The sequence below is a fragment of the Aeromonas popoffii genome (genome assembly GCF_000820025.1).
GTDB classification, from domain to species: domain Bacteria; phylum Pseudomonadota; class Gammaproteobacteria; order Enterobacterales; family Aeromonadaceae; genus Aeromonas; species Aeromonas popoffii.
Window position 1 is genome coordinate 110,303 of the sequence record NZ_CDBI01000014.1, and the last position, 23,679, is coordinate 133,981.

A 23,679-nucleotide genomic window follows, 5' to 3' on the forward strand; every position below is an offset into this window, starting at 1 on the left:
AATAACAATTCTCGTTGACCAGGCCAGCCTAACACTATGAATGTATTGATATGTGATGACTCAGGATTCGCTCGTAAACAGCTGGCCCGCGCCCTTCCTGCCGACTGGGATGTGACGCTGCATTACGCTGCAAACGGGCTCGAAGGGGTGGAACAGGTGCTGATGGGGCATGGCGATCTGATCTTTCTGGATCTGACCATGCCGGAGATGGACGGCTACGGGGTGCTGGAGACCCTGCAACAGGAAGGGCTGCGCAACAAGGTGTTCGTCGTCTCTGGCGACATCCAGCCCGAGGCACATCAAAGGGTCATGAGTCTTGGCGCCCTCGATTTCATCAAGAAACCGGCCGCCCCCGAAACCCTGAGTGCCCTGCTCAGGCAACACGGTTTGTGGCAACCCAATGGTGTTGCCGCTGCGCCTGCCTTGCTTGAAGGCCTGACGGCAGGTGGGCCTGATGCTGATATTGGCGTCAAGCTCACCCCCGAGATCCGCGACGTTTACCAGGAGCTCGCCAACATCTCGATGGGCCAGGCCGCCGACTTGCTTGCCCGCCTGCTCAACGCCTTTGTGGTGCTGCCCATTCCCAACGTCAACGTACTGGAGGTCTCTGAGCTGCACATGGCCCTCTCGGCCGCCGCCGACTCGGATACCCTCTCCGCCGTCTGTCAGGGCTTCATCGGGGCGGGGATCGCCGGCGAAGCACTGATCCTGTTCCACGACTCCAGCTTCACGGATCTGGCCCGGCTGATGAACCACCAGGGGGCGCTGGATCGCAATGCCGAGCTGGAACTCTTGATGGACACAGCCAACGTGCTGATCGGCGCCTTCCTGCGCGGTTACGCCAGCCAGCTCGATACCCCTTTCAGCCAAGGTCACCCGGTGGTGCTCGGCCAGCACAGGTCCATCAAGGATCTCATTAACACCAACAAGAGCCGCTGGCGCCGCACCCTGGCCATCGAGATCAACTATCGGGTCCAGGATTACGCGGTGCAATGTGACTTGCTGCTGCTGTTTACCGAAGATTCCATCGCCACCATGAACAATAAAATCATGCACATGCTCTAGGGAGTGACCATGGAAATTCGTGAATTTCATTGGCTGATGAACATAGTCCAGAATCTGGACGTGGGGCTGGTGGTGCTTGACAAGGCGTACCGGGTACAGGTGTGGAACGGCTTCATGGAAAGCCACAGCGGCAGGTTAGCCGGTGAGGTACGCGATGGCGTGCTGTTCGATCTCTTCCCCGATGTGGACAGGGCCTGGTTCGAGCGCAAGGCCAACATGGTGTTCAAGCTCAACAATCGCGCCTTCAGCACCTGGGAGCAGAAACCCTATCTGCTGCGTTTCTCCAACTACCGCCCCATCACGGGCTCGGCCCCCCATATGTTCCAGAATCTGACCCTGGTGCCCTTGGCCGACTTTGGTGGCCAGGTGACCCATATCGCCGTGATGATCTACGATGCCACCGACGAGGCCATGCTGATAAGTGGCCAGCGGCAAGCCTGAGCCAGCCGCAAACAACACAGGGCGCCGCGGCGCCCTGGTTCATTCCATGAGATTGTCACGCCCCGAGATACTCGGTAAAGGCGTCAATCACCTCTTCAATGTCATCATCGTGGATCTGCAGATGGGTCACCAGCCGCAGCTCGCCATAACCGGAGAAGAGGATCCCCCGCGCCTTCATGAAGGCCAGCAAGGGTGCACTCTCGCCACTCGTCAGTTGCAGGAACACCATGTTGGTCTGAACCTGCGCCAGATCCAGCCTGATGCCAGGCAGCGCAGCCAGCCCCTCGGCCAACCGTCTGGCACGGCGATGATCGTCCGCGAGGCGTACCACATGCTGCTGCAACGCAAACAGGCCAGCCTGAGCCAGGATCCCCGCCTGACGCATACCGCCACCCACCATCTTGCGCAGCCTTCTGGCACGGGCAATAAAGGCATGAGAACCCACCAGCAGCGATCCCACCGGCGCTCCCAGCCCCTTGGAGAGGCAGATGGAGACACTGTCAAACGGCGCGACCAGCTCGCGCACCGTATGGCCACTCGCCACCACGGCATTGAACAGACGAGCACCGTCCAGATGCAACTGCAAACCATGCTCATCGACCAGTTCGCGCATCTCGCGCAGATAAGGCAAGGGCAGCACCTTGCCGTTATGGGTGTTTTCGAGGCAGACGAGGCGAGTCTGGGTAAAATGAACATCGTCAGGGGCGATGGCCGCTCGCACATCCGCCAGCGCCAGCGAGCCATCAGCCTGCATGGGCACAGGTTGCAGGGCCACAGACCCCAGCACAGCAGAACCCTGCGCCTCATAGCGATAGATGTGGGCTGCCGAGCCCAGTACAGCCCCTTCCCCACGCTGGCAATGGCTCATCACCGCCAGCAAGTTGGACATGGTGCCGGATGGCACAAACAGCGCAGCCTCTTTTCCAAGCAGGTCGGCGCCATAGGCTTCCAACGCGTTGACGCCCGGATCCTCCCCATAGACATCATCCCCGACCTCGGCATGGAGCATGCACTGACGCATGGCATCCGTGGGCTGGGTGACCGTATCACTTCGTAAATCGATATAGCGCATGACATCCCTCCTGGTGCAGGAGGACGACGTTAGCCAGCCCGGGCGGGCTTGGCAAGCAGGGCGTCGCTGGAATGTGAGCCCGGTGACGGCTTACCAGGGCAGCGGCTGCCCCTGCAGATCCACAAAGGCGCCGGATTGCGCCAACGATAAACCGGCGATCAGAGCCAGTAAACGGGGGGCGATCAATGCAGGATCCTGCAGGCTGGCGGGGGCCAGCTCATGGAGAAAGGGCTGGTTCATGGGGGTGTCCATGGAGCCCGGGTGCACAGTGATCACCCCTGCTCCGGGGAAACGCTCCCGCCATTCGAGCGCCAGCGTCCTGGCCCCCATGTTGAGGGCCGCCTTGCTCATCCGGTAGCTGTAGCGGCAGCCCGTCTCATTGTCGGTCAGGCTACCGGCCAGATCGGAGAGAGAACAGAGCCACAAGCTGGCATCCGGGGTCATGCGGCGGCTCAGGCAGGCGCCGAGGGCCAGATGTGGCCAGGCATTGGCCAGCAGGCTGTCGCACAGCCACTTGGGATTGACCTCCTCCACCCACAGCTCCGGCATGAAGTTGATGTCGTGCAACAGGCCTATGGTGTTGATCACCACGCTCGGCAGGGGGCTTGTGTCATAGAGGGTGAACAGCGCATCGAAAGAGAGTGGCTCCACATCCTGCAACGGGAAGTAGCAGGCCGGATCCAGCCCCTTGGGCAATTGCCTGCCGGCCAGCACCCACTCCTCGCCACGAGCCGACAGCTCCCTTGCCAGCGCCGTGCCCAATCCACCACTGCCCAAGATCAGATAGCCCATCGCCCTCTCCCCGGATCTGCCGTCTGTTTAGAGGTTATCAGAATAATAACCGGCTGCCGCCAAGAGTTGATTGGCTATGCCCATCCGGGTTTATGCCTCATTGAGGTGCTTGCCAAATTCGCGCGCCAACGCCAGATCCAGGAAGCCGTCGGCCCTCTTGTGGCTGCGCAAGAACTGGTAGTAGGCGAGCAGGGTCACCAGTTGCCTTTCATCAGGCAGGGATTGCTCCGGCTGCAACTCCTGCAGCAGGGTACCTGCGGCGGCCAGCGCCTCCCGATCCACCACTTCTGCCTGTCGGTAAAGATAACCACAACCGGTGGCAAGCCACTCCAGCGAGCAGTTGGCCCCCATGGCGATCTGGTTTGCTTTGCCAAGGCCAGGCTCTGCCCCCTTCAGATATTTGCGGATCAGGGCTTCACTCAAACCGACTTTACGCGCAAACGCGCTGATGCTGCCCACCCCGATCAGACTCCGCAACCGCTCGGCAAATCCTTCCATATGTCTCCTGTCAGAACCAAAGTTCGAGTGAACAAAAAACGCATTATTGCCTTGCCAGGCAGAAGAGACCAAGATGCTGGCAGCATTAATTTCCCAAGGAGTCACTCATGTCTGTATCTCGCGTTGCCCTGCACGAGCAGGGCCCGATCTTCTCCCGCCTCATCATGGGCTACTGGCGTCTGATGGAGTGGCAACTCTCCCCGGCAGCGCTGCTCGATCTGATGAAGTACCACCTGGACCTGGGAGTGACCACCCTGGATCACGCCGACATCTACGGCGGTTACCAGTGCGAGGAGGCGTTCGGCAAGGCCCTGCGCCTTGAGCCCTCCCTGCGCGCCCGAATGGAAATCGTCAGCAAATGCGGCATCGCCCTCACCGCCAAGCCGGAACATGCGCTCAACCACTACAACACCGGCAAGGCGCACATCATCGCCAGTGCCGAAAACTCCCTGCGCAAGCTCGGCACCGACTATCTGGACCTACTGCTGATCCACCGCCCCGATCCCCTGATGGATGCCGACGAGGTGGCCGATGCCTTCATCAGCCTGAAACAGGCGGGCAAAGTGAAACATCTGGGGGTATCCAACTTCACCCCTCGCCAGTTCGAGCTGCTGCAGTCACGCCTGCCCTTCCCGCTGGTCACCAACCAGCTGGAGATCTCGCCGCTGAACCAGAGCACCACCCTGGATGGCACCCTGGATCAATGCCAGCAACTGCGCATCAAGCCCATGGCCTGGTCCTGCCTCGGTGGCGGACGCCTGTTCAACGGCCAGGAGTATGCGCCGCTACGCGCCGAGCTCGAGCAGATCCGCCATGAAGTGGGCGCTCAGCACATAGAGCAGCTGGTCTACGCCTGGGTGATGATGTTGCCAAGCCAGCCGTTGCCGCTGATAGGCTCAGGCAAGCGGGAGCGGATCGCCGCCGCCGTGGCCGCCGAGTCCATCGTGCTCAACCGCCAGCAGTGGTTCCGCATTCGCAAGGCGGCGCTCGGGTATGACGTGCCCTGACCCTGTATGGCAGTGGCATAACGCACCAACAAAAACGGCATGGGGGATACCCATGCCGTTCTGCATTATCAAGGCAACTCAACGATGACGCTGGGGGCGACCACGTGGTGCATCTGTCTTCGGTTTGGCTTGGTTGACTGTGATGGTGCGGCCACCGATTTCGGTGCCATGTAAACCGGCGATAGCCTTCTCAGCATCGCCATTGACAGGCATTTCAATAAAGCCAAACCCCTTGGACTGACCGGTATCACGATCGATGATGATATCGACCTTTTCTACCTGCCCAAATTGGCTGAACACGGTTGTCAGTTCGTCGGCCGTCATCCGGTACGACAGATTACCTACGTAAATCTTCATGCCATCCACTCTCGATTCAAGGTGCCTTCTCTATCCAATCACCAACACAGAAGTAAGGGCACACCCTCCATGCCGGACCTGCCAGGGCATCATGCCGAGGCACTCCCCATTTTGTTCACTCAAGCCATTGATCTCTTGGGTGAACAGAACAGGCAAGATCAATTCGAGTCACTGGCAGTATCTGAGCTTTGAGGCGGATTGTCGAGAAAATAGTCAGCTCACATGGGAAGCAGCGCCTTGAGCATCTCCTTGAGTGCGCGGCGACCATGCCAGGCCCGTTTAAAGCCAAAGCGATAAATGCCGGGTGCGACTTCGTGGGTGCCCTCACGACCTAGCCCCATCAGTTTGGTCGCCGCCGCAAGCTGCTCACCATCGAGCCGAAGATCCAGGCTGAACGCCAGCCACTGGCCGTCGTGGCCCACCGTGCGATCCCGCTCAATGCCGACCAGAGCCGCTCTTGGCAGAGCCAGTGCCCTGTCATCGCTGCCATTGAGCAGGTAGAGGCGCTCATCGTCCCAGGCAAGTTCGGCCAGTCGCCAGCGCTGCCAGTTGCGAGGCAACACCATCATCAACAGCACTATGCCGCCAAACACCACCCCCACCCAGGGCAGCAGCCCCATCGCCGGATAGCCCAGGCCGACGGCGGCCAGCACAGTCACCAGACTCGCCAGCAGCAAGATCCCCATCACAGGATAAAAACGTCGGGCGGGAGGCATCAGGCAACAGAGCCCCGCCTTATCCACCAGCTCACTCACCTTCATCTCGTTCTCCTTATGTTCTCGTGCGCTCACCTAGATGTGTCGCGCATTGTGCGGGAGCCGGACGCCAAGATGCAACCCGACCGGCAAGTCGGGTGACGACCTCGCCAGACTCTTGATATGATTGGGGTTATCTGAGCCCACCTCTTAGCGTAATTGTCGGGAGTCTCATGCTTGCTACCACCCTGCTGTTCATGGCCAGTGCCCTGCATGCCGGTGCCCGCCCAATCGCCCCTGAAGCCATTGGCGGCTATTCGGCCGGCTGCCTCAAACATAGCATGGCCCTCCCGCTGACAGGGCCCGGCTATCAGGTGATCCGCAGCAAACGACTGCGCTACTACGGTCACCCCGACCTTATTCATTATCTCACGACCCTGGCAAACCAGACCCGGATGGCCGGCATGCCGGATCTCTATATCGCCGATCTGGCCATGGCCCACGGCGGCCCCTTCAGCTCGGGCCATCGCAGCCACCAGACCGGGCTCGATGCCGACATCTGGTTCCGGATGGCCAACCAGCCCATCAGCAAATGGGAACAAGATGCCCCCAAGGAGTGGGCGCTGATCGACGAGCCCAGTTACCGGGTCTTGCCGGGACGTTTCGGTCCCCAGCAACTGGAACTGCTGCGCCTGGCGGCCAGCAAGCCCGAGGTTGCCCGCATCTTTATCAATCCGGTGCTCAAGGGCGAGGTGTGCAAGCGGGCCGCTGATGAACCCTGGGTCGCCAAGCTACGTCCCTGGGTCGGCCACTTCAGCCACTTCCATGTGCGGCTGCACTGTCCGGCTGGCAGTCCGGATTGCCAACCCCAAGCCCCGATCCCGCCCGGCAATGGCTGCGACGCCGAGCTGGCCTCCTGGCTCAAGGACAAGCCGCAATTACCCAAGGTCTCGATGACGTACAGCAAACCCAGGCTGCCCGCCCGTTGTGGCAGTTGACCACAAGCTGTTATGGTGCACCTATATCCGCTAGAAATTTCAATGGAGAACAACAAGATGGCCACTTCACTCTGGCGCCGGACAACGCAGAGCCTGTTGACCCTGACCCTGCTGCTGGGACTGACGGGTTGCGGCATGAACAACATTCCGACCCTGGATGAACAGGTCAAGGCGAGCTGGGGCCAGGTTGAGAACCAGTACCAGCGCCGGGCCGATCTCATTCCCAATCTGGTGGCCACCGTCAAGGGCTACGCCAGCCACGAGCAGGAGACCCTGAAAGCGGTCACCGACGCCCGGGCCCGGGTCGGCAGCGTGCAGGTGAGCGATCCTGCCCAGCTCAAGGCGTTTGAAGCGGCCCAGAACCAGCTCTCCAGCGCCCTCGCCCGGCTGATGGTGGTGGTCGAACGCTATCCGGACCTGAAGGCTGATCAGCAGTTCCTCACCCTGCAGGCACAGCTGGAAGGCACCGAGAACCGTATCTCGGTGGCCCGTCGCGACTACATAGAGGCGGTGCGCCAGTTCAATACCGAGATCCGTACCTTCCCCGGCGTCATCTGGTCCAAGTTGCTCTATTCGGATCTGGAGGCCAAACCGAGTTTCAGTGCCAAGCCAGGTGCCGATGAGGCGCCCAAGGTCAGCTTCCAATGAGCAGGCTTGCCCGCTGGCTGTTGCCCTGTCTGCTGCTGTGGATGGCGGCGCTGCAAGCCGCCCCCACCTTTCCAGCCCTCAGCGGCCGGGTAGTGGATGAGGCAAACCTGATGTCCCGTAAGCAAGCCCATCAGCTGACCCAGCAACTGGCCGCATTTGAAAGGCGCAGCGGCATCCAGCTGGTGGTGGTCTCAATCGATACATTGGATGGTGGAACCATAGAGGAGTATGGCTACCAGCTCGGTCGCCACTGGGGCATTGGTCAGAAAGGCAAAAACAACGGCGTCCTGCTGCTGATCGCACAGGATGAGCGCAAGGTGCGCATCGAAGTGGGTTATGGGCTGGAAGGTGCCCTGCCCGACGCCATTGCGGCCAACATCATCCAGGCCCGGATACTGCCCGCCTTCAAGCGTGGCAACATGGCCGCCGGTGTGGTCGCAGGCAGCAGGGGCATCATGCAGGCGCTGGCGGGTGAGTACACGCCGGTGGACACTCCCAAACAAAAGGAGAGGCTGGGCGGTCCCTGGCTGTTCATCCTGATGGTGATTGTGATGCTAGTGCTGCATAACCTGCGCGGCGGTGGCGGTGGCCGACGCCGCGCGGCTTTGCTGACAGGAGGCTTCGGTGCCGGCAGCTTCGGCAGCCGGGGCGGCGGCGGTGGCGGTTTCAGTGGGGGCGGCGGCAGTTTTGGCGGCGGCGGAGCCTCCGGTGGTTGGTAACAGGAATACAGGCATGAAGAGACGACACTATGATTTCTAAACAGTTCTTCCACACGCTGCAGGCCAAGGTTCGCGAGGCGGAGCTGGAAACGGATGCTGAACTGGTCACAGTGCTGGCGCCAGCCAGTGACGGTTATCGCTATATTCCCACCCTGTGGGCGGCGCTGATTGCCATGCTCACCCCCCTGCTGGTGTTTGAGCTCGGCTTCTGGCTCGGCTGGTACGAGATCCTGCTAGCACAGTGGTCGGTGTGGCTGCTGCTGAGCATATTGTTCCACTGGACCCCCATCAAGATGTATCTGATCCCGAAGCAGGTACGCCAGCGCAGGGCGGCGCTGATGGCTCGCCTGCAGTTTGTCGAACAAGGGCTGCACCGCACTCGGGAACGGCTGGGGGTGCTGATCTTCGTCTCTGTGGCCGAACACTATGTGGAAATACTGGTGGATGACGGCATCGCCCAGCATATCGACAATGCCCTGTGGCAGGCGATCATCGACGACTTCACTCAACGGGTACGCAACCGGGAGGTGGAACAGGGATTCATCGAGTGCGTGGAGCGCACCCGCGCCATCCTGACCGATGCCTTCCCGGCGACCCGGGATCAGAATGAGCTGCCCGACAGTCTGATCATCTTGGACAAGCCCTGATCAGGTTTAAAAAACCGGCATTCTGTTCAAGGGATAGGCATTCGATAAAGATTATGAAAAATAAGGGGAAAAATGGTTGACCCTGGCAGCCCTTTCCCCTAAATTACGCCCCGTTCCAGCGCAACGGCGCGGCGAATGAAGTGTTGGCCAAACACGTTAAACCCTGGTCAAAAATTTGGTGAGGTGTCCGAGTGGCTGAAGGAGCACGCCTGGAAAGTGTGTATACGGCAACGTATCGAGGGTTCGAATCCCTCCCTCACCGCCAAATCGCTAAGCCCGACCTAACTGGTCGGGCTTTTTGCTTTGTGGCCTGCGCCATCTGCTCTCGACCGGCGAATGCTCTCCCCCTCCTCTCGCAACACACCGGCATCCCCGCGGTGACATTCTCCCTATCAGGCGTCCTTGCCCACCTCGGTATGAGCATGCCTTGTTTCTCACCCTGCCCAGACCGGCGTTCCGCCCTGCGCCGTAAAATATGTCCCCGCCGGACACGACCCTGATTTATTGCTCACCGATTGGATATCATTTTGAAAAACTGATACTTAAATAGCTACACTAGCCATTATCAATATCCAAGGACGTACAAAAAATGAGCTTGATTGGCCTTGTTTTTGCAATAGTTTGTATCCTTGGCGGTAATATCATCGAGGGGGGCCATCCCAGCGCCCTGCTCGATCTGCCAGCCTTCCTCATAGTGATAGGCGGTACGATCGGTGCCGCACTGACCCAGTTTCCCTTCTCCGTCGTCGGTAAAACCTTCAAACGCTTCAAGTGGCTACTCTCCCCCCCCAAGCTCGACATGCTGGAACAGGCACAGTTGCTGGAGACCCTGGCCGGCAACGCCAGACGCAGCGGCATGCTGGCTCTGGAGGGGATGATCGACGATATCAAGGATCCCTTCCTGAAAAAAGGGGTACAAATGATGGTCGATGGCTACGAGAAAACCAAGATCCACGAGGTATTGGAAAACGAGATCGAGTTCGAGCATGAGGATCTCGAGCAGACCGTCAAATTCTATGAGGCCATGGGCGGCTACTGCCCGACAATGGGGATAGTGGGTGCGGTATTTGGCCTGATCCACGCCATGGGCCTGCTGGATGCCCCTGACAAGCTGGGGGGGGCCATCGCGGTGGCCTTCATCGCCACCATCTACGGGGTGGGTGCCGCCAACCTGATCTTTCTTCCCTTCGGTAACCGCTACAAGGGGTTTGCCCATGATATCCGCCACTACAAGGAGATGACCTTGACCGGTATCCTCTGCATCGTGGATGGCGAGTCGCAAGCCCGGTTACAAGTTACCCTCGAACCTTATCTGGGAGGCCATGGTGGCCAAAAAGAAAAAGCCTGAAGCGCCGGAAAACCACGAACGCTGGCTGGTTTCCTATGCCGATTTCATGACCCTGCTGTTCGCCCTGTTCGTGGTGCTCTACTCCTTTGCCATGGCCAAACAGTCCGAGACCCGGGTGCTGATCCAGGGCTTCATCGAGTCGCTGGGTAAAATCGGCCTCATCTCTCCACCGGCAGGCTCTCCTGTGATGCAGGGCGGCACCGGGATCCTGGAGCCCGAATCCAGGACGACCCCCAGCAGTCCGGATAAAGAGACTGTGCTGGAAAAAGAGGCACCGACCGCAGCGGCAGATCCCTTCAACGAAACCATAGGGGCCTCTGAGAAGCCGAGTGCCACCGAGGCATGGCCGCACAAGACCAAGGAACAAGAGTGGGTACAGGTCACCAAGAAGAAGCTCGAGCAGCAGCTCAAGGCACAGATTGAATCCAAGGATCTGGAGGTGGAGCAGCTTGGCAGCCAGCTGGTGATCCGCATCGGCGAGAAGGCGCTGTTTCCGGCCGATTCGGCCTTCCTGCAGCCCCAGTTCATCCCGCTGGTCAACAAGATCTCCGGCATACTGGCAGACATCCCGGGCAAGGTGGTGGTGACCGGCCACACAGACAACTCGCAGGCGCCGATAGAGCTCTATCGCAGCAACTGGGAGCTGTCAGTGCTGCGCTCGGCCTCCATCGTCCATACCCTGCTCACCAACCCCAAGCTGGATGCAACCAGGGTCATCGCTCAGGGGGTGGCCGATGCCCAGCCACGTTATGCCAACGACACGCCGGAGCATAGACAGGCCAACCGCCGGGTCGAGATCACCCTCTCCCAGGGCAAGGCCGCGGAAGAGGCGCTCCCCATCCTCAAACCATGATCAACACACCCCGCCCTGCGGGGTTTTCTTTGCACATCATCTTGCCAGACTTGCTCCTGTCATCCGACCCGTATCCCCTGCTCTCCTTTGTATGTCACGCCTAGGCAAACTCTGCTGAGCGCCCTTTTCCAGGTCTATTCTCGCCGTTGGAAATGATTCTCAAATGAGAAAATTGACATTGCTAGCAAAATACGATTTTCCTCCCGATGATTAATAATTAATCCTTTGAAATGACATGTAAATCAGTATGGAAGTGGCATAATGCGTAACACCATTGTTAAGTCACATGATTAATTCGGTTAGGGAAAACCTATATGTTTGCTGATATCGCTGTCCAGCATTGGGCTTTTGCTATCTATGTCGTTGCAGCCATTTGCCTGTGTCTGATCATGATAGGTCTGGCCGCCTTGCTGGGAGGCCGAGCCTACGGCCGAGCCAAAAACAAGCCCTTCGAGTCGGGCATAGATTCGGTTGGCAATGCCCGTCTGCGTTTCTCCGCCAAGTTCTACCTGGTCGCCATGTTCTTCGTCATCTTCGACGTCGAGGCCCTCTATCTGTTCGCCTGGTCCGTCTCCGTTCGGGAGAGTGGCTGGGTCGGCTTTATCGAAGCCACCATCTTTATCACTCTGCTGCTGGTAGGTCTTATCTACCTGTGGCGCATCGGCGCCCTCGACTGGGCACCAAAGAAACGCGCTCTGACTGACAAGAAGCCAGACTGAATGACCGATATTCCCTTTGAGGTTGCACCATGAAGTACACCCTGACCCGGATTGACCCGGATGCGCCAGTTGAGCGCTACCCCCAGGAACAACGCCAGACCGTCGATGATCCGCTGGCGCAACAGGCTGAACGCGGCATCATGATGGGGCGTCTCGAGGAGGTGTTGCAAGACACCGTCAACTGGGGTCGCAAGAATTCCCTCTGGCCCTACAACTTCGGCATCTCCTGCTGCTACGTGGAGATGTGTACCGCCTTCACCTCTCCCCATGACGTAGCTCGCTTCGGGGCGGAAGTCATCCGTGCCTCGCCGCGTCAGGCCGATTTCATGGTGATAGCAGGGACGCCCTTCATCAAGATGGCGCCAGTCATTCAGCGCCTCTACGAGCAGCTGCTCGAACCCAAGTGGGTCATTTCCATGGGCGCCTGTGCCAACTCGGGCGGTATGTATGACATCTACTCCGTGGTACAGGGCGTGGACAAGTTCCTGCCGGTCGACGTCTACATTCCTGGCTGCCCGCCCCGTCCAGAGGCATTCCTGCAAGCCCTGATGTTGCTGCAAGACTCCATCGGCAAGGAGCGCCGCCCCCTCTCCTGGGTGGTGGGCGATCAGGGGATCTACCGTCCCCAGATGCAAGCCGAGAAGGAACGCAAGCGCGGCGAGCGGATCAACGTAACCAACCTGCGCACGCCGGATGAGATCTGATCATGAAACTGACCCGAGAATTCCCCAGTAACTACACCATGGCCCAGTGGCAACCGGGCGATCACCAGGATGCCCAGGTAGTCGGCGAGCTGTTTGCCCACTTCGGCGCCGAGCGCTTCACCGTTCAGACCACCCGCACCGGCGTGCCTGTGCTCTGGCTCTCCCGCGAGCTGCTGCTGGACGTGATGGGCTTCTTGCGCAAGCTCCCCTCCCCGTTCGTCATGCTGTTTGATCTCAGCGCCACTGACGAGCGGATGCGTAGCCATCGCGACGGCCTGCCCGAGAGCGACTTCACCCTCTTCTATCACCTCATCTCCATCGACCGTAACGCCGATGTGATGCTGAAGGTGCCGCTCAAAGAGAGCGATCTGAGCCTGCCAACCGTCAGCCGCCACTTCCCCAACGCCAACTGGTACGAACGGGAAGTGTGGGATCTGATGGGCATTCACTTCGATGGTCACCCCCATTTGACCCGCATCATGATGCCCAAAAGCTGGCAAGGACACCCGCTGCGTAAGGACTATCCGGCGCGCGCCACCGAATTCGATCCCTTCATGCTCGATACGGTCAAACAGGATCAGGAGCAGGATAACCTGCTGTTCAAACCCGAAGAGTGGGGCATGAACCGGGGCAACGAGAACGAGGACTACATGTTCTTGAACCTCGGCCCGAACCACCCCTCCGCTCACGGCGCCTTCCGGCTGGTGCTGCAGCTCGATGGTGAGGAGATCCGCGACTGCGTGCCAGACATCGGCTATCACCACCGTGGGGCCGAGAAGATGGGGGAGCGTCAGTCCTGGCACAGTTACATCCCCTATACCGACCGGGTCGAGTACCTGGGTGGCGTCATGAACAACCTGCCTTATGTGCTGGCGGTCGAGAAGCTGGCGGGTATCAAGGTGCCCCACCGGGTCGACGTGATCCGGGTGATGCTGGCGGAGATGTTCCGTATCCAGAGCCACCTGCTGTTCCTCGGTACCTATATCCAGGACGTGGGTGCCATGACCCCCGTCTTCTTCACCTTCACCGATCGCCAAAAGATCTACACCATCATCGAAGCCATCACGGGCGCGCGCATGCACCCGGCCTGGTTCCGTATTGGTGGCGTGGCGCACGATCTGCCGGTGGGCTGGGCTCGTCTCATCCAGGAGAACCTGCTGGACTGGCTGCCCAAGCGACTGATGGATTACGAGAAGGCTGCCATGCGCAACAGCATCTTGCGCGGCCGCACTATAGGCGTCGCCTCCTACACCACAGAGCAGGCATTGGCGTGGGGCGTCACAGGGGGCGGTCTGCGCGCCACCGGCCTCAACTTCGACGTGCGCAAATGGCGCCCTTATTCGGGCTACGATCAGTTCGAATTCGAGGTGCCAGTCGGTGCCAATGGCGATGTTTACGACCGTGGCATGATACGCCTCGAAGAGATGCGCCAGAGCCTGCGTATCATAGATCAGTGTGTGAAGAACATGCCGGCTGGGCCATTCAAGGCAGATCACCCGCTCACCACACCACCGCCCAAAGATCGCACCCTGCAAGACATCGAGACCCTGATCACCCACTTCCTGCAAGTGTCCTGGGGCCCGGTAATGCCAGCCGCCGAATCCTTCCAGATGATAGAGGCGACCAAGGGGATCAACAGTTATTACCTGACCAGCGATGGCTCTACCATGAGCTACCGGACCCGGATCCGCACCCCGAGCTTTGCTCACCTGCAACAGATCCCCTCGGTGATCAAAGGCAGCATGGTGTCGGATCTCATCGCCTACCTGGGCAGTATCGATTTCGTTATGTCGGATGTGGATCGTTGAGTAACCGCTGTTACTAAACAACCGTTACGCGACAAAAAGGACAAGCCACAAAAGGTTAAGCCATGAGCCAGCAATGTCAGTGCCAAAACAATCAGACCCCGCAGGGGCAGAGTTCGTGCCAGGGCAAGGGGGACGGCTTCGTCCTGAGCCAGGCCGAACGCGATGCCATCAGGCATGAGATACACCACTACGAAGATCCCCGCGCCGCCAGCATAGAAGCACTCAAAATAGTGCAGCAGGCTCGCGGTTGGGTACCGGACGGTGCCATCCATGCCATCGCTGCCGAACTCGGCATTCCCGCCAGCGACGTGGAAGGGGTTGCCACTTTCTACAGCCAGATCTTCCGCCAGCCGGTCGGGCGCCACATCATCCGGGTCTGTGACAGCATGGTCTGTTACATCAACGGCCACGAAGAGCTGCTGGCCGGCCTCAAGGAAGTGATGGACTTGGCCCCCGGCCAGACCAGCGCCGACGGCCGCTTCACCCTGCTGCCCGTCTGCTGCCTCGGCAACTGTGACAAAGGACCGGCGCTGATGATCGACGACGACACCTATGGCGGGCTCGATGCTATCAGCCTGCTCAAGACCCTGGAGGCCTACCCATGAGTCTTCACAAGGGCAATCTGCCCATGCGCCTTGAACGGTACAAGACCCCGGAGGCCAATCTATGTCCATGAGCCCACGGCCGACCACGCCCCTGGCCTCCATCGGCACGGCCAACCTGATCGCACGCACCCCCGAAACCCATCCGCTCACCTGGCGGCTGCGTGACGACGGCCAGCCGGTCTGGCTGGATGAATACCAGAGCAAGCAGGGCTATGAGGCGGCCCGCAAAGCCCTTGGCCAGATGAGCCCGGATGAGATTGTCGGCACCGTCAAGGATGCCGGCCTCAAGGGCCGCGGTGGCGCAGGCTTCTCCACCGGCGTGAAGTGGGGCCTGATGCCCAAAGACGAGAGCATGAACATCCGTTACCTGCTCTGCAACGCCGACGAGATGGAGCCGAATACCTACAAGGATCGGCTGCTGATGGAGCAGCTGCCCCACCTGCTGATCGAGGGGATGATCATCTCCGCCAAGGCTCTCAAGGCCTATCGCGGCTACATCTTCCTGCGTGGCGAGTACGTGGATGCCGCCATCAACCTGCGCCGGGCCGTAGAAGAGGCAAAAGCCGCCGGCCTGCTCGGCAAGAACATTCTCGGCTCGGGTTTTGACTTCGAGCTGTTCGTCCACACCGGTGCGGGTCGTTACATCTGCGGCGAGGAGACGGCACTCATCAACTCCCTGGAGGGACGCCGTGCCAACCCGCGCGCCAAGCCTCCCTTCCCCGCGGTTTCCGGCGTCTGGGGCAAGCCTACCTGCGTCAACAACGTCGAGACCCTGTGCAACGTACCCGCCATTATCGGCAACGGCGTGGCCTGGTATCAGGGATTAGCGCTGCCGGGCTCGGAAGATCATGGCACCAAGCTGATGGGCTTTTCCGGCAAGGTGAACAACCCGGGGGTCTGGGAGCTGCCCTTTGGCATCACGGCCCGTGAACTGTTCGAGCACTACGCCGGTGGCATGAAACCCGGCTACCGCCTCAAGGCGTGGCAACCGGGCGGAGCCGGTACCGGCTTCCTGCTGCCCGAGCACCTGGATGCCCAGATGTATGCCGGCGGCATCGGCAAGGTCGGCACCCGCATGGGCACCGGCCTCGCCATGGCGGTGGATGACAGCATCAACATGGTGGGGCTCTTGCGCAACATGGAAGAGTTCTTCGCCCGCGAATCCTGTGGCTGGTGCACCCCCTGTCGCGACGGCCTGCCCTGGAGCGTCAAGCTGCTGCGGGCGCTGGAACGGGGCCAGGGTCAACCTGGGGATCTGGCGACCCTGGAGCAACTGTGCAACTTCCTGGGGCCCGGCAAGACCTTCTGTGCCCACGCCCCCGGCGCCGTCGAGCCGCTTGGCAGTGCCCTCAAGTATTTCCGCGCCGAATTCGAGGCAGGGATCAAGGGGCCGCAGGATAATCACACGCTGTTCAAAGGGATCCAGCCCAATCTGCTGGGTGAACGCTGGTAAGACGAGGATCGGCAGTCTCATGCAAAACCGGTGCAAACCAGGGTTCACAAATGTTTGATGACGCCATTGTCTGATTACGCCTGCCGGCTGATCCAATCTGTGCGTTTTATCTAATTGATGTCAGGGAAGTTGTATGGCTACCATTTTTGTAGACGGTAAAGAGTACGAGGTAGACGGGGCAGACAACCTGCTGCAAGCCTGTCTCTCCTTAGGCTTGGACGTCCCCTATTTTTGCTGGCATCCGGCGCTGGGTAGCGTCGGCGCCTGCCGCCAGTGTGCGGTCAAGCAGTATCAGAATGCCGACGACAAGCGCGGCCGCCTGGTCATGTCCTGCATGACCCCCTCTACCGATGGCACCTATATCTCCATCGAAGACGAAGAGGCGAAAGAGTTTCGCAAGTGCGTGGTGGAGTGGCAAATGACCAACCACCCCCACGACTGCCCGGTCTGTGAAGAGGGGGGCGCCTGCCACCTGCAGGACATGACGGTGATGACAGGCCACAACAGCCGTCGCTACCGCTTCACCAAGCGTACCCACCAGAATCAGGAACTGGGCCCCTTCATCAATCACGAGATGAACCGCTGCATCGCCTGTTATCGCTGTGTGCGTTATTACAAGGATTACGCTGGCGGCGAGGATCTGGGTGTCTATGGCGCTCACGACAACGTCTATTTCGGCCGGGTCGAAGATGGCACTCTGGAGAGTGAATTTTCCGGTAACCTGGTGGAGGTCTGCCCCACCGGCGTCTTCACCGACAAGACCCACTCCGAGCGTTACAACCGCAAGTGGGACATGCAGTTTGCCCCCAGCATCTGCCAGCAATGCTCGGTCGGTTGCAACATCAGCCCGGGCGAGCGCTACGGCGAGCTGCGCCGCATCGAGAACCGCTTCCACGGTGGCCTCAACCACTACTTCCTGTGCGATCGGGGCCGCTTTGGCTATGGCTACGTCAATCTGGCAGATCGCCCGCGTCAACCATTGCTGCGTGACGGCAACGACAAGCTGACCATCACGGTGGACGGCGCCCTGAACCGCGCCGCCGATGCCCTGCGCACCGCCGCCGGCGTCATCGGCATCGGCTCTCCCCGCGCATCGCTGGAGAGCAACTTCGCCCTGCGCGAGCTGGTAGGTACCGACAACTTCTATTGCGGCGTCGAGCAGAGCGAATGGGAGTGCCTGCAAAAGATGCTGCACATACTGCAACACGGCGGTATTCGTACCCCGAGCCTGCGGGACATGGAAGAGGCCGACGCCATTCTGCTGCTGGGTGAAGATGTCACCATGAGCGCCGCCCGCATCGCCCTGGCCCTGCGCCAATCGGTCAAGGGCAAGGCGCGCGACATCGCCCGCAAGATGAAGGTGGACGTGTGGCAGGTCGCCGCGGTGCAGACCCTGGGCCAGAATGCGCGCTACCCGCTACTCATCACCAGCCTGGACAGCACCCGCCTCGACGACGTGGCGGCAGAAAAACTGCACGCCCCCCACGCGGATCAAGCCCGCCTCGGCTTTGCCATCGCCCATCTGCTCGACAGCTCGGCGCCGACCCTGTCCGATCTCGGCCAAGAGCAGCAGGCGCAAGCCGCGCGCTGGGCCGATCTGCTGGGCAATGCCAAAAAGCCGCTCATCATCGCAGGTTCCGGGGCTCGCACCCCGGCACTGATCGATGCGGCCAGCAACATAGCCCGCGCCCTCAAGGGCCGTGGTCAGGACGTCAGCCTGGCACTGGTGGCGCAAGAAGCCAACAGTCTGGGGCTGGCCATGCTGGATGCAGGCACGTCGTCAGGCAAATCGCTGGAAGCGGCCCTTGAGCGCATCGAAGCCCAGGATAACCTGGCGCTGGTGACCCTGGAGAACGATCTCTATCGCCGCGCTCCGCGCAATCGGGTCGATGCGGCCATCGCCCGCCTGCAACACCTGCTGGTGGTCGATCATCAGGATACCCAGACAGCCCAGAAGGCCGATCTGGTACTGCCTGCCGCCAGCTTTGCCGAGGCCGATGGCACCCTCGTCAATATGGAGGGGCGTGCCCAGCGCTACTTCCAGGTCTATTCACCGGCCTTCTATCACGCCGACATCCAGATCCAGGAAGGGTGGCGCTGGCTGGCCGCGCTGCAAGGTGCGCTCGAGCACACGCCCCTGCGCTGGCAGACCTTCGACCAGATCAGCCACGCTTGTGCTGCCAGCCATCCGCTACTGGCCACCATGTTGGAAGCGGCGCCCAACGCAGGCTTGCGCATCCGTGGCATGCGGCTGGCCCGTGAGCCGCACCGCTACAGCGGTCGCACCTCCATGCTGGCGGATCAGAACGTCAGCGAGCCGCGGGTGGCGCAGGATCCCGACTCCCCCTTCAACTTCTCCATGGAAGGCTATGCCGGTGCCCGCCAGAACATGCCGCAAGTGCCCTTTGCCTGGGCACCGGGCTGGAACTCCCCCTCCGCCTGGAACAAGTTCCAGGATGAAGTCGGTGGTCATCTGCGCGCTGGCGATCCGGGTCGCCGTCTGCTGGAGCCGGGTGAAGATACCCTCGGCTGGTTTGATGCCATACCTGCCCCCTTCGTGGCTCAGGAAGCCCTGCAGGTGGTCAACTATGACCAGCTGTTTGGCGGCGAGGAGCTCTCCGCTCGCAGCCCCGTCATCCAGGCCCGCATGAATGAGCCCGAACTGGTGCTGAACCCGGCCGATGCCCACCGCCTTGCCCTCAACGCGGGCCACCAGGTGAGCTTCTCCTGGGGTGGCAGCCACTGGCGCCTCAAGCTGCGGCTGAGCGATGCCCTGGCACAGGGCCTGCTGGGTCTGCCGCTCGGCGTCAACGGCCTGCCGACCGCGCTGCAACAGGTCTACATCAACAACCTGCAGGAGGCGATCGCATGAGTGATTCCCTGATGGCGCTGCTGATTGAAGTCGGCAAAGCGCTGATCGTGCTGGTGGGGATAGTGGGGGCAGGTGCCTTTATGAGCTTCATCGAACGTCGCCTGCTGGCGCTGTGGCAGGATCGCTACGGCCCCAACCGGGTGGGCCCGTTCGGCCTGCTGCAATTAGCAGCTGACATGGTCAAGATGTTTTTCAAGGAGGACTGGATCCCGCCGTTCGCGGATCGCCGGATCTTCATCCTGGCCCCCATCATCGCCTTCACCGCCTTTATTCTGGCGTTTGCCGTGGTGCCCATCACCCCCACCTGGGGCGTGGCGGATCTCAACGTGGGTCTGCTCTACATCCTGGCCATCGCGGGACTGGCAGTCTATGCGGTGCTGTTCGCCGGCTGGTCGAGCAACAACAAATACTCCTTGCTCGGCAGCCTGCGCGCCTCGGCCCAGACCCTCTCCTATGAGGTGTTCCTGGGGCTCTCCCTGATGGGGATAGTGATCCAGACCGGCAGCTTCAACCTGAGAGACATAGTCGAGGCACAGGAGGGCTTGTGGAACGTGGTACCCCAGTTCCTGGGCTTCATTACCTTCCTGTTTGCCGGTGTCGCCGTCACCCACCGCCACCCGTTTGACCAGCCGGAGGCCGAGCAGGAGCTCGCCGATGGCTATCACATCGAGTATGCGGGCATGAAATGGGGTCTCTTCTTCGTGGGCGAGTACATCGGCATCGTGCTGATCTCCTCCCTCATCGTGACCCTGTTCTTCGGTGGCTGGCATGGCCCCTGGTTGCCACCCTTCATCTGGTTTGCACTGAAGACCGCCTGCTTCATGGTGTTCTTCATCCTGCTGCGGGCCTCTCTGCCCCGCCCGCGCTTTGACCAGGTGATGTCCTTTGGCTGGAAAGTCTGCCTGCCGCTGACCCTGATCAACATGCTGATCACGGGTGCCGTGGTGCTGATGAGTGCGCAGTGAGGCCGGAATGGATATGAATATTGTGATGCCGTTTGGCTGGAACGTCTGCTTGCCTCGCGCCTTGCTCCCCACTCGGGATGCAAGACTCTGGGGCTGTGGTGCTGATGAATGTGCAGTGAGGCACAACTATGAAAATTGTTAGCATAATCAAGGGTATAGGCACCCAACTTCGCAGTCTGGGCATGGTGTTTTCCCATGCCTGGCGCCCTCGCGAAACCCTGAGCTACCCGGAAGAGACTGTCTATGCCGCCCCTCGTTTTCGTGGGCGCATCGTGCTGACCCGCGACCCGGACGGCGACGAACGCTGCGTGGCCTGCAACCTCTGCGCCGTGGCCTGCCCGGTCGGCTGCATCTCGCTGCAGAAAGCAGAGCGGGACGATGGTCGCTGGTATCCGGAGTTCTTTCGCATCAACTTCTCCCGCTGCATCTTCTGCGGCCTGTGCGAAGAGGCCTGCCCCACCACCGCCATCCAGCTGACGCCGGATTTCGAGATGGGTGAATACCGCCGCCAGGATTTGGTGTACGAGAAGGAAGATCTGCTGATCAGCGGGCCCGGCAAATACCCGGATTACAACTTCTATCGCATGAGCGGGATGGCCATCGACGGCAAGCCGAAAGGGGATGCCGAACACGAAGCCAAACCCATCGATGTCAAGAGCCTGCTGCCCTGAGGAGTCAATCATGGAACTGGCATTTTATGCCGCGGCCCTGGTCGCCGTTTACAGCACGCTGCGGGTGATCAGCACCAGCAATCCCATGCATGCGCTGCTCAATCTCATTATTTCGCTCATCGCCGTGGCCATGATCTTCTTCTGCCTGGGTGCCTCCTTCGCGGGGGCCCTGCAGGTGATCGTCTACGCGGGCGCCATCATGGTGCTGTTCGTGTTCGTGGTGATGATGCTGAACCTGGGGTCATCCCAGGATCAGGAGAAGAACTGGCTCACCCCCACCACCTGGGTGGGTCCCGGCCTGCTCTCTCTCATCCTGCTGGGCTTTCTGGCCTACGGCATCCTCGGCGTGACAGGGGGTCAGCTTGGCCTGACCGACGTCAGCGCGAAAGAGGTCGGCATCGCCCTGTTCGGCCCTTACGTGCTGGCGGTGGAGCTCGCCTCCATCCTGCTGCTGGCGGGTCTGGTGACCGCCTACCACCTGGGCCGTGAAGACAAGAGCGGGGAAGTGCTTTCCGTTCCCAAAACGGCCGGGCGCCCAGCACCAAGCCCATCTCAAGAAGGAGGTCAGTCATGAGTGGCATCCCCATGGAACACGGTCTGCTGCTGGCCGCCGTGCTGTTTTGCATCGGTTTGTGCGGTCTGCTGATCCGCCGTAACTTGCTGTTTATCCTCATGAGTATCGAGATCATGATGAATGCGTCCGCGCTGGCGTTCGTGGTAGCAGGCAGCCGCTGGGCCCAGGCCGATGGCCAAATCATGTACATCTTGGTGATTTCTCTGGCGGCAGCGGAGGCCAGTATCGGCCTCGCTTTACTACTGCTGCTCTATCGTCGTTACCACACCCTCAACGTGGACACTGTGAGCGAGATGCGCGGATGAGCCTCTTATACCTGACTTTTCTATTTCCGCTGCTGGGATGGCTGGTGCTGGCCTTCTCCCTCGGCCGTTTCGGCGAGCGCAGCTCGGCGCTCATCGGCGTCGGCAGCATAGGGTTGTCGGCCCTCACCACCCTGTGGGTCGGCATCGATTTCCTCAATACCATGCCGGTCGGCGGTGTCTACACCCAGACCCTGTGGCAATGGATGTCGGTGGGCAGCTTCAATCCCACCTTCCGCCTGGCGCTGGACGGCCTGTCGCTGACCATGCTGGGGGTGGTGACCGGGGTGGGCTTCTTCATCCACCTGTTCGCCTCCTGGTACATGCGTGGTGAAGAGGGCTATTCCCGCTTCTTCACCTATACCAACCTGTTCATCGCCAGCATGGTGTTCCTGGTGCTGGCCGATGACCTGCTGTTTGTGTACCTGGGCTGGGAAGGGGTGGGGCTGTGCAGTTACCTGCTGATCGGCTTCTACTACCGCAACCCGGCCAACGGGGCGGCTGCCCTCAAGGCGTTCGTGGTGACCCGGGTCGGCGACGTCTTCCTCGCCATCGGCCTGTTCATCCTCTACCGGGAGCTGGGCACCCTCAACATCCATGAGCTGCTGGTGCGCGCCCCCGTGGTATTTGCCGAGGGCTCCCCTGCCCTGTCGCTGGCTTGCCTGATGCTCTTGGGCGGCGCGGTCGGCAAATCGGCCCAGTTGCCGCTGCAAACCTGGCTGGCGGATGCCATGGCAGGCCCGACGCCGGTCTCTGCCCTGATCCACGCCGCGACCATGGTGACTGCCGGTGTTTATCTCATCGCCCGTACCCACGGCCTCTTCCTGCTCGCCCCCGAGATCCTGCATCTGGTGGCGCTGGTCGGTGCCATCACCTTGCTCCTGGCAGGTTTTGCGGCCCTGGTACAGACCGATATCAAGCGGATCCTGGCCTACTCCACCATGAGCCAGATAGGCTACATGTTCCTGGCACTCGGGGTCGGCGCCTGGGAAGGGGCCATCTTCCACCTGATGACCCACGCCTTCTTCAAGGCGCTCTTGTTCCTCTGTGCCGGTGCCGTCATCGTCGCGACCCACCACGAGCAGAACATCTTCAAGATGGGGGGCCTGCGCAAGAGTTTGCCGCTGGTCTATGCCTGCTTCCTGGTAGGGGGCTCGGCGCTGGCCGCGCTGCCACTGGTCACGGCCGGTTTCTACAGTAAAGACGCCATCCTGTGGCAGGTGCAGGCATCCGGCCAGACCACACTGTTGTGGGCGGGCTTGGTGGGGGCCTTCCTGACCTCCCTCTACACCTTCCGCCTCATCTTCATCGCCTTCCACGGCAAGGTGCAGACGCAGGCCCACGCCGGCCACGGTCTGGCCCACCAGCTGCCACTGCTGGTGCTACTGGTGCTCTCCACCGGGATCGGGGCCCTGATAGTACCGCCGCTGGCGGGGGTGCTGCCGGCTGGGCCGGGAGATCACATAGAGGCGGGTCGTCACACGCTGGAGATCGCCTCCGGCATCGTCGCCATCGCGGGCATCGCCCTGGCCGCCTTCCTGTTCCTGGGTGAACGTCGACTGGCCACCCGCGTGGCGAACAGCGCGCCTGGCCGGCTGCTCAGCACCCTCTGGTTCAATGCCTGGGGCTTTGACTGGTTGTACCATCAGCTGTGGGTCAAGCCCTACCTGCTCAGCACCCGCCTGCTTGGCAAGGATCCGCTGGACTGGATGATGAATCTGCCGGCCTGGCTGGCCCTGCGTGGCCACCAGCTGTTGGCCTGGACCGTTTCCGGCAAGTTGCGCTGGTATGCAGCCTCCATGGGGATGGGCACCGTCCTGATCCTGGCCCTGCTGCTGCTCGGCTGATCCCGTGATGCAGCCCCTG

Annotated in this window: 25 protein-coding genes and 1 tRNA gene; 21 read left to right on the forward strand and 5 right to left on the reverse strand. The window is 60.8% G+C overall.

All coding sequences use genetic code 11. The annotated features are described in order from the left end of the window. Window positions 1–36: 36 nt before the first annotated feature. Entirely contained in the window at window positions 37–1,065 is a 1,029-nt protein-coding gene (locus tag BN1129_RS02795) for a response regulator (RefSeq protein ID WP_042034355.1), read from the forward strand. Between the two features lie 9 nt (window positions 1,066–1,074). Continuing rightward, window positions 1,075–1,506 carry a PAS domain-containing protein gene (locus BN1129_RS02800; RefSeq protein WP_042034356.1) on the forward strand — a complete coding sequence of 144 codons (432 nt, stop codon included), beginning with the start codon at window positions 1,075–1,077 and terminating at the stop codon, window positions 1,504–1,506. Window positions 1,507–1,561: 55 nt separating this feature from the next. Here BN1129_RS02800 and ltaE read toward each other — a convergent pair whose 3' ends face one another. From ltaE to BN1129_RS02815, 3 genes are all read right to left on the reverse strand, one after another. Continuing rightward, window positions 1,562–2,578, reverse strand: coding sequence for a low-specificity L-threonine aldolase (ltaE, locus tag BN1129_RS02805; RefSeq protein ID WP_042034357.1), 1,017 nt, complete (start codon window positions 2,576–2,578; stop codon window positions 1,562–1,564). Between the two features lie 90 nt (window positions 2,579–2,668). Next, window positions 2,669–3,370: a Rossmann-fold NAD(P)-binding domain-containing protein gene (locus tag BN1129_RS02810; protein ID WP_042034358.1), complete on the reverse strand. Its 702-nt coding sequence runs from the start codon at window positions 3,368–3,370 to the stop codon at window positions 2,669–2,671. A 90-nt stretch (window positions 3,371–3,460) separates the two neighbouring features. After that, the gene (locus tag BN1129_RS02815; protein ID WP_042034359.1) at window positions 3,461–3,868 is read right to left on the reverse strand and encodes a transcriptional regulator; all 408 of its coding nucleotides are present in this window, start codon (window positions 3,866–3,868) and stop codon (window positions 3,461–3,463) included. A 107-nt stretch (window positions 3,869–3,975) separates the two neighbouring features. Here BN1129_RS02815 and BN1129_RS02820 point away from each other — a divergent pair, with 107 nt between their 5' ends. Beyond that, window positions 3,976–4,875 carry an aldo/keto reductase gene (locus BN1129_RS02820; protein WP_042034360.1) on the forward strand — a complete coding sequence of 300 codons (900 nt, stop codon included), beginning with the start codon at window positions 3,976–3,978 and terminating at the stop codon, window positions 4,873–4,875. Window positions 4,876–4,953: 78 nt separating this feature from the next. Here BN1129_RS02820 and BN1129_RS02825 read toward each other — a convergent pair whose 3' ends face one another. Both BN1129_RS02825 and BN1129_RS02830 read right to left on the reverse strand, forming a co-directional pair. Next, window positions 4,954–5,232 carry an RNA recognition motif domain-containing protein gene (locus BN1129_RS02825; RefSeq protein WP_080741091.1) on the reverse strand — a complete coding sequence of 93 codons (279 nt, stop codon included), beginning with the start codon at window positions 5,230–5,232 and terminating at the stop codon, window positions 4,954–4,956. Window positions 5,233–5,450: 218 nt separating this feature from the next. Further along, window positions 5,451–5,993 carry a hypothetical protein gene (locus tag BN1129_RS02830; RefSeq protein WP_042034362.1) on the reverse strand — a complete coding sequence of 181 codons (543 nt, stop codon included), beginning with the start codon at window positions 5,991–5,993 and terminating at the stop codon, window positions 5,451–5,453. 167 nt (window positions 5,994–6,160) lie between these two features. Here BN1129_RS02830 and mepA point away from each other — a divergent pair, with 167 nt between their 5' ends. From mepA to nuoL, 18 genes are all read left to right on the forward strand, one after another. Continuing rightward, window positions 6,161–6,925: a penicillin-insensitive murein endopeptidase gene (mepA, locus tag BN1129_RS02835; RefSeq protein ID WP_157013237.1), complete on the forward strand. Its 765-nt coding sequence runs from the start codon at window positions 6,161–6,163 to the stop codon at window positions 6,923–6,925. Window positions 6,926–6,967: 42 nt separating this feature from the next. Next, a complete protein-coding gene (locus tag BN1129_RS02840) occupies window positions 6,968–7,573 on the forward strand; it encodes a LemA family protein (RefSeq protein ID WP_042034363.1) in 606 nt (201 codons plus the stop codon). Beyond that, window positions 7,570–8,292, forward strand: coding sequence for a TPM domain-containing protein (locus tag BN1129_RS02845; protein ID WP_042034364.1), 723 nt, complete (start codon window positions 7,570–7,572; stop codon window positions 8,290–8,292). The genes BN1129_RS02840 and BN1129_RS02845 overlap by 4 nt, the downstream gene beginning before the upstream one ends. A gap of 29 nt (window positions 8,293–8,321) precedes the next feature. Next, the gene (locus BN1129_RS02850) at window positions 8,322–8,939 is read left to right on the forward strand and encodes a TPM domain-containing protein (protein WP_042034365.1); all 618 of its coding nucleotides are present in this window, start codon (window positions 8,322–8,324) and stop codon (window positions 8,937–8,939) included. Between the two features lie 177 nt (window positions 8,940–9,116). Further along, window positions 9,117–9,204: transfer RNA gene (locus BN1129_RS02855), tRNA-Ser, on the forward strand. Between the two features lie 324 nt (window positions 9,205–9,528). Continuing rightward, window positions 9,529–10,287, forward strand: coding sequence for a flagellar motor protein (locus BN1129_RS02860; RefSeq protein WP_042034366.1), 759 nt, complete (start codon window positions 9,529–9,531; stop codon window positions 10,285–10,287). Further along, entirely contained in the window at window positions 10,262–11,140 is an 879-nt protein-coding gene (locus tag BN1129_RS02865) for a flagellar motor protein MotB (RefSeq protein ID WP_042034367.1), read from the forward strand. The genes BN1129_RS02860 and BN1129_RS02865 overlap by 26 nt, the downstream gene beginning before the upstream one ends. 314 nt (window positions 11,141–11,454) lie before the next feature. Continuing rightward, entirely contained in the window at window positions 11,455–11,859 is a 405-nt protein-coding gene (locus BN1129_RS02870) for an NADH-quinone oxidoreductase subunit A (protein WP_042034368.1), read from the forward strand. A 29-nt stretch (window positions 11,860–11,888) separates the two neighbouring features. Further along, window positions 11,889–12,563 (forward strand): NuoB/complex I 20 kDa subunit family protein, encoded by a 675-nt coding sequence (locus tag BN1129_RS02875; RefSeq protein WP_042034369.1) that lies wholly within the window; start codon window positions 11,889–11,891, stop codon window positions 12,561–12,563. A gap of 2 nt (window positions 12,564–12,565) precedes the next feature. Continuing rightward, window positions 12,566–14,371, forward strand: coding sequence for an NADH-quinone oxidoreductase subunit C/D (gene nuoC, locus BN1129_RS02880; protein ID WP_042034371.1), 1,806 nt, complete (start codon window positions 12,566–12,568; stop codon window positions 14,369–14,371). 62 nt (window positions 14,372–14,433) lie between these two features. Next, window positions 14,434–14,976, forward strand: coding sequence for an NADH-quinone oxidoreductase subunit NuoE (gene nuoE / locus BN1129_RS02885; protein ID WP_042034373.1), 543 nt, complete (start codon window positions 14,434–14,436; stop codon window positions 14,974–14,976). Window positions 14,977–15,043: 67 nt separating this feature from the next. Further along, window positions 15,044–16,429 (forward strand): NADH-quinone oxidoreductase subunit NuoF, encoded by a 1,386-nt coding sequence (nuoF, locus tag BN1129_RS02890; RefSeq protein WP_042034643.1) that lies wholly within the window; start codon window positions 15,044–15,046, stop codon window positions 16,427–16,429. Between the two features lie 133 nt (window positions 16,430–16,562). Continuing rightward, window positions 16,563–19,301: an NADH-quinone oxidoreductase subunit NuoG gene (gene nuoG, locus BN1129_RS02895; RefSeq protein WP_042034375.1), complete on the forward strand. Its 2,739-nt coding sequence runs from the start codon at window positions 16,563–16,565 to the stop codon at window positions 19,299–19,301. Further along, the gene (nuoH, locus tag BN1129_RS02900; protein WP_042034377.1) at window positions 19,298–20,266 is read left to right on the forward strand and encodes an NADH-quinone oxidoreductase subunit NuoH; all 969 of its coding nucleotides are present in this window, start codon (window positions 19,298–19,300) and stop codon (window positions 20,264–20,266) included. Before nuoG ends, nuoH begins: the two co-directional genes overlap by 4 nt. A 128-nt stretch (window positions 20,267–20,394) precedes the next feature. Next, complete coding sequence (nuoI, locus tag BN1129_RS02905) at window positions 20,395–20,937, forward strand: NADH-quinone oxidoreductase subunit NuoI (protein WP_042034378.1); 543 nt, start codon at window positions 20,395–20,397, stop codon at window positions 20,935–20,937. 10 nt (window positions 20,938–20,947) lie between these two features. Continuing rightward, on the forward strand, window positions 20,948–21,511 hold the full coding sequence (gene nuoJ / locus BN1129_RS02910; RefSeq protein ID WP_042034380.1) for an NADH-quinone oxidoreductase subunit J: 564 nt from the start codon (window positions 20,948–20,950) through the stop codon (window positions 21,509–21,511). Beyond that, the gene (nuoK, locus tag BN1129_RS02915) at window positions 21,508–21,816 is read left to right on the forward strand and encodes an NADH-quinone oxidoreductase subunit NuoK (protein WP_042034381.1); all 309 of its coding nucleotides are present in this window, start codon (window positions 21,508–21,510) and stop codon (window positions 21,814–21,816) included. Before nuoJ ends, nuoK begins: the two co-directional genes overlap by 4 nt. Then, complete coding sequence (gene nuoL, locus BN1129_RS02920) at window positions 21,813–23,660, forward strand: NADH-quinone oxidoreductase subunit L (protein ID WP_042034382.1); 1,848 nt, start codon at window positions 21,813–21,815, stop codon at window positions 23,658–23,660. Before nuoK ends, nuoL begins: the two co-directional genes overlap by 4 nt. Window positions 23,661–23,679: the final 19 nt, after the last annotated feature.

What these genes read in the sequence shown, in the direction of transcription:
- nuoI (WP_042034378.1), top strand. Translation starts at nt 20,395, where the DNA reads ATGAAAATTGTTAGCATAATCAAGGGTATAGGCACCCAACTTCGCAGT.
- nuoG (WP_042034375.1), top strand. Translation starts at nt 16,563, where the DNA reads ATGGCTACCATTTTTGTAGACGGTAAAGAGTACGAGGTAGACGGGGCA.
- BN1129_RS02825 (WP_080741091.1), bottom strand. Translation starts at nt 5,232, where the DNA reads ATGAAGATTTACGTAGGTAATCTGTCGTACCGGATGACGGCCGACGAA.
- nuoE (WP_042034373.1), top strand. Translation starts at nt 14,434, where the DNA reads ATGAGCCAGCAATGTCAGTGCCAAAACAATCAGACCCCGCAGGGGCAG.
- nuoL (WP_042034382.1), top strand. Translation starts at nt 21,813, where the DNA reads ATGAGCCTCTTATACCTGACTTTTCTATTTCCGCTGCTGGGATGGCTG.
- BN1129_RS02870 (WP_042034368.1), top strand. Translation starts at nt 11,455, where the DNA reads ATGTTTGCTGATATCGCTGTCCAGCATTGGGCTTTTGCTATCTATGTC.
- nuoK (WP_042034381.1), top strand. Translation starts at nt 21,508, where the DNA reads ATGAGTGGCATCCCCATGGAACACGGTCTGCTGCTGGCCGCCGTGCTG.
- BN1129_RS02810 (WP_042034358.1), bottom strand. Translation starts at nt 3,370, where the DNA reads ATGGGCTATCTGATCTTGGGCAGTGGTGGATTGGGCACGGCGCTGGCA.
- BN1129_RS02795 (WP_042034355.1), top strand. Translation starts at nt 37, where the DNA reads ATGAATGTATTGATATGTGATGACTCAGGATTCGCTCGTAAACAGCTG.
- BN1129_RS02830 (WP_042034362.1), bottom strand. Translation starts at nt 5,993, where the DNA reads ATGAAGGTGAGTGAGCTGGTGGATAAGGCGGGGCTCTGTTGCCTGATG.
- nuoF (WP_042034643.1), top strand. Translation starts at nt 15,044, where the DNA reads ATGAGCCCACGGCCGACCACGCCCCTGGCCTCCATCGGCACGGCCAAC.
- BN1129_RS02860 (WP_042034366.1), top strand. Translation starts at nt 9,529, where the DNA reads ATGAGCTTGATTGGCCTTGTTTTTGCAATAGTTTGTATCCTTGGCGGT.
- nuoH (WP_042034377.1), top strand. Translation starts at nt 19,298, where the DNA reads ATGAGTGATTCCCTGATGGCGCTGCTGATTGAAGTCGGCAAAGCGCTG.
- BN1129_RS02800 (WP_042034356.1), top strand. Translation starts at nt 1,075, where the DNA reads ATGGAAATTCGTGAATTTCATTGGCTGATGAACATAGTCCAGAATCTG.
- BN1129_RS02815 (WP_042034359.1), bottom strand. Translation starts at nt 3,868, where the DNA reads ATGGAAGGATTTGCCGAGCGGTTGCGGAGTCTGATCGGGGTGGGCAGC.
- nuoC (WP_042034371.1), top strand. Translation starts at nt 12,566, where the DNA reads ATGAAACTGACCCGAGAATTCCCCAGTAACTACACCATGGCCCAGTGG.
- nuoJ (WP_042034380.1), top strand. Translation starts at nt 20,948, where the DNA reads ATGGAACTGGCATTTTATGCCGCGGCCCTGGTCGCCGTTTACAGCACG.
- BN1129_RS02845 (WP_042034364.1), top strand. Translation starts at nt 7,570, where the DNA reads ATGAGCAGGCTTGCCCGCTGGCTGTTGCCCTGTCTGCTGCTGTGGATG.
- BN1129_RS02820 (WP_042034360.1), top strand. Translation starts at nt 3,976, where the DNA reads ATGTCTGTATCTCGCGTTGCCCTGCACGAGCAGGGCCCGATCTTCTCC.
- mepA (WP_157013237.1), top strand. Translation starts at nt 6,161, where the DNA reads ATGCTTGCTACCACCCTGCTGTTCATGGCCAGTGCCCTGCATGCCGGT.
- BN1129_RS02875 (WP_042034369.1), top strand. Translation starts at nt 11,889, where the DNA reads ATGAAGTACACCCTGACCCGGATTGACCCGGATGCGCCAGTTGAGCGC.
- BN1129_RS02850 (WP_042034365.1), top strand. Translation starts at nt 8,322, where the DNA reads ATGATTTCTAAACAGTTCTTCCACACGCTGCAGGCCAAGGTTCGCGAG.
- BN1129_RS02865 (WP_042034367.1), top strand. Translation starts at nt 10,262, where the DNA reads ATGGTGGCCAAAAAGAAAAAGCCTGAAGCGCCGGAAAACCACGAACGC.
- BN1129_RS02840 (WP_042034363.1), top strand. Translation starts at nt 6,968, where the DNA reads ATGGAGAACAACAAGATGGCCACTTCACTCTGGCGCCGGACAACGCAG.
- ltaE (WP_042034357.1), bottom strand. Translation starts at nt 2,578, where the DNA reads ATGCGCTATATCGATTTACGAAGTGATACGGTCACCCAGCCCACGGAT.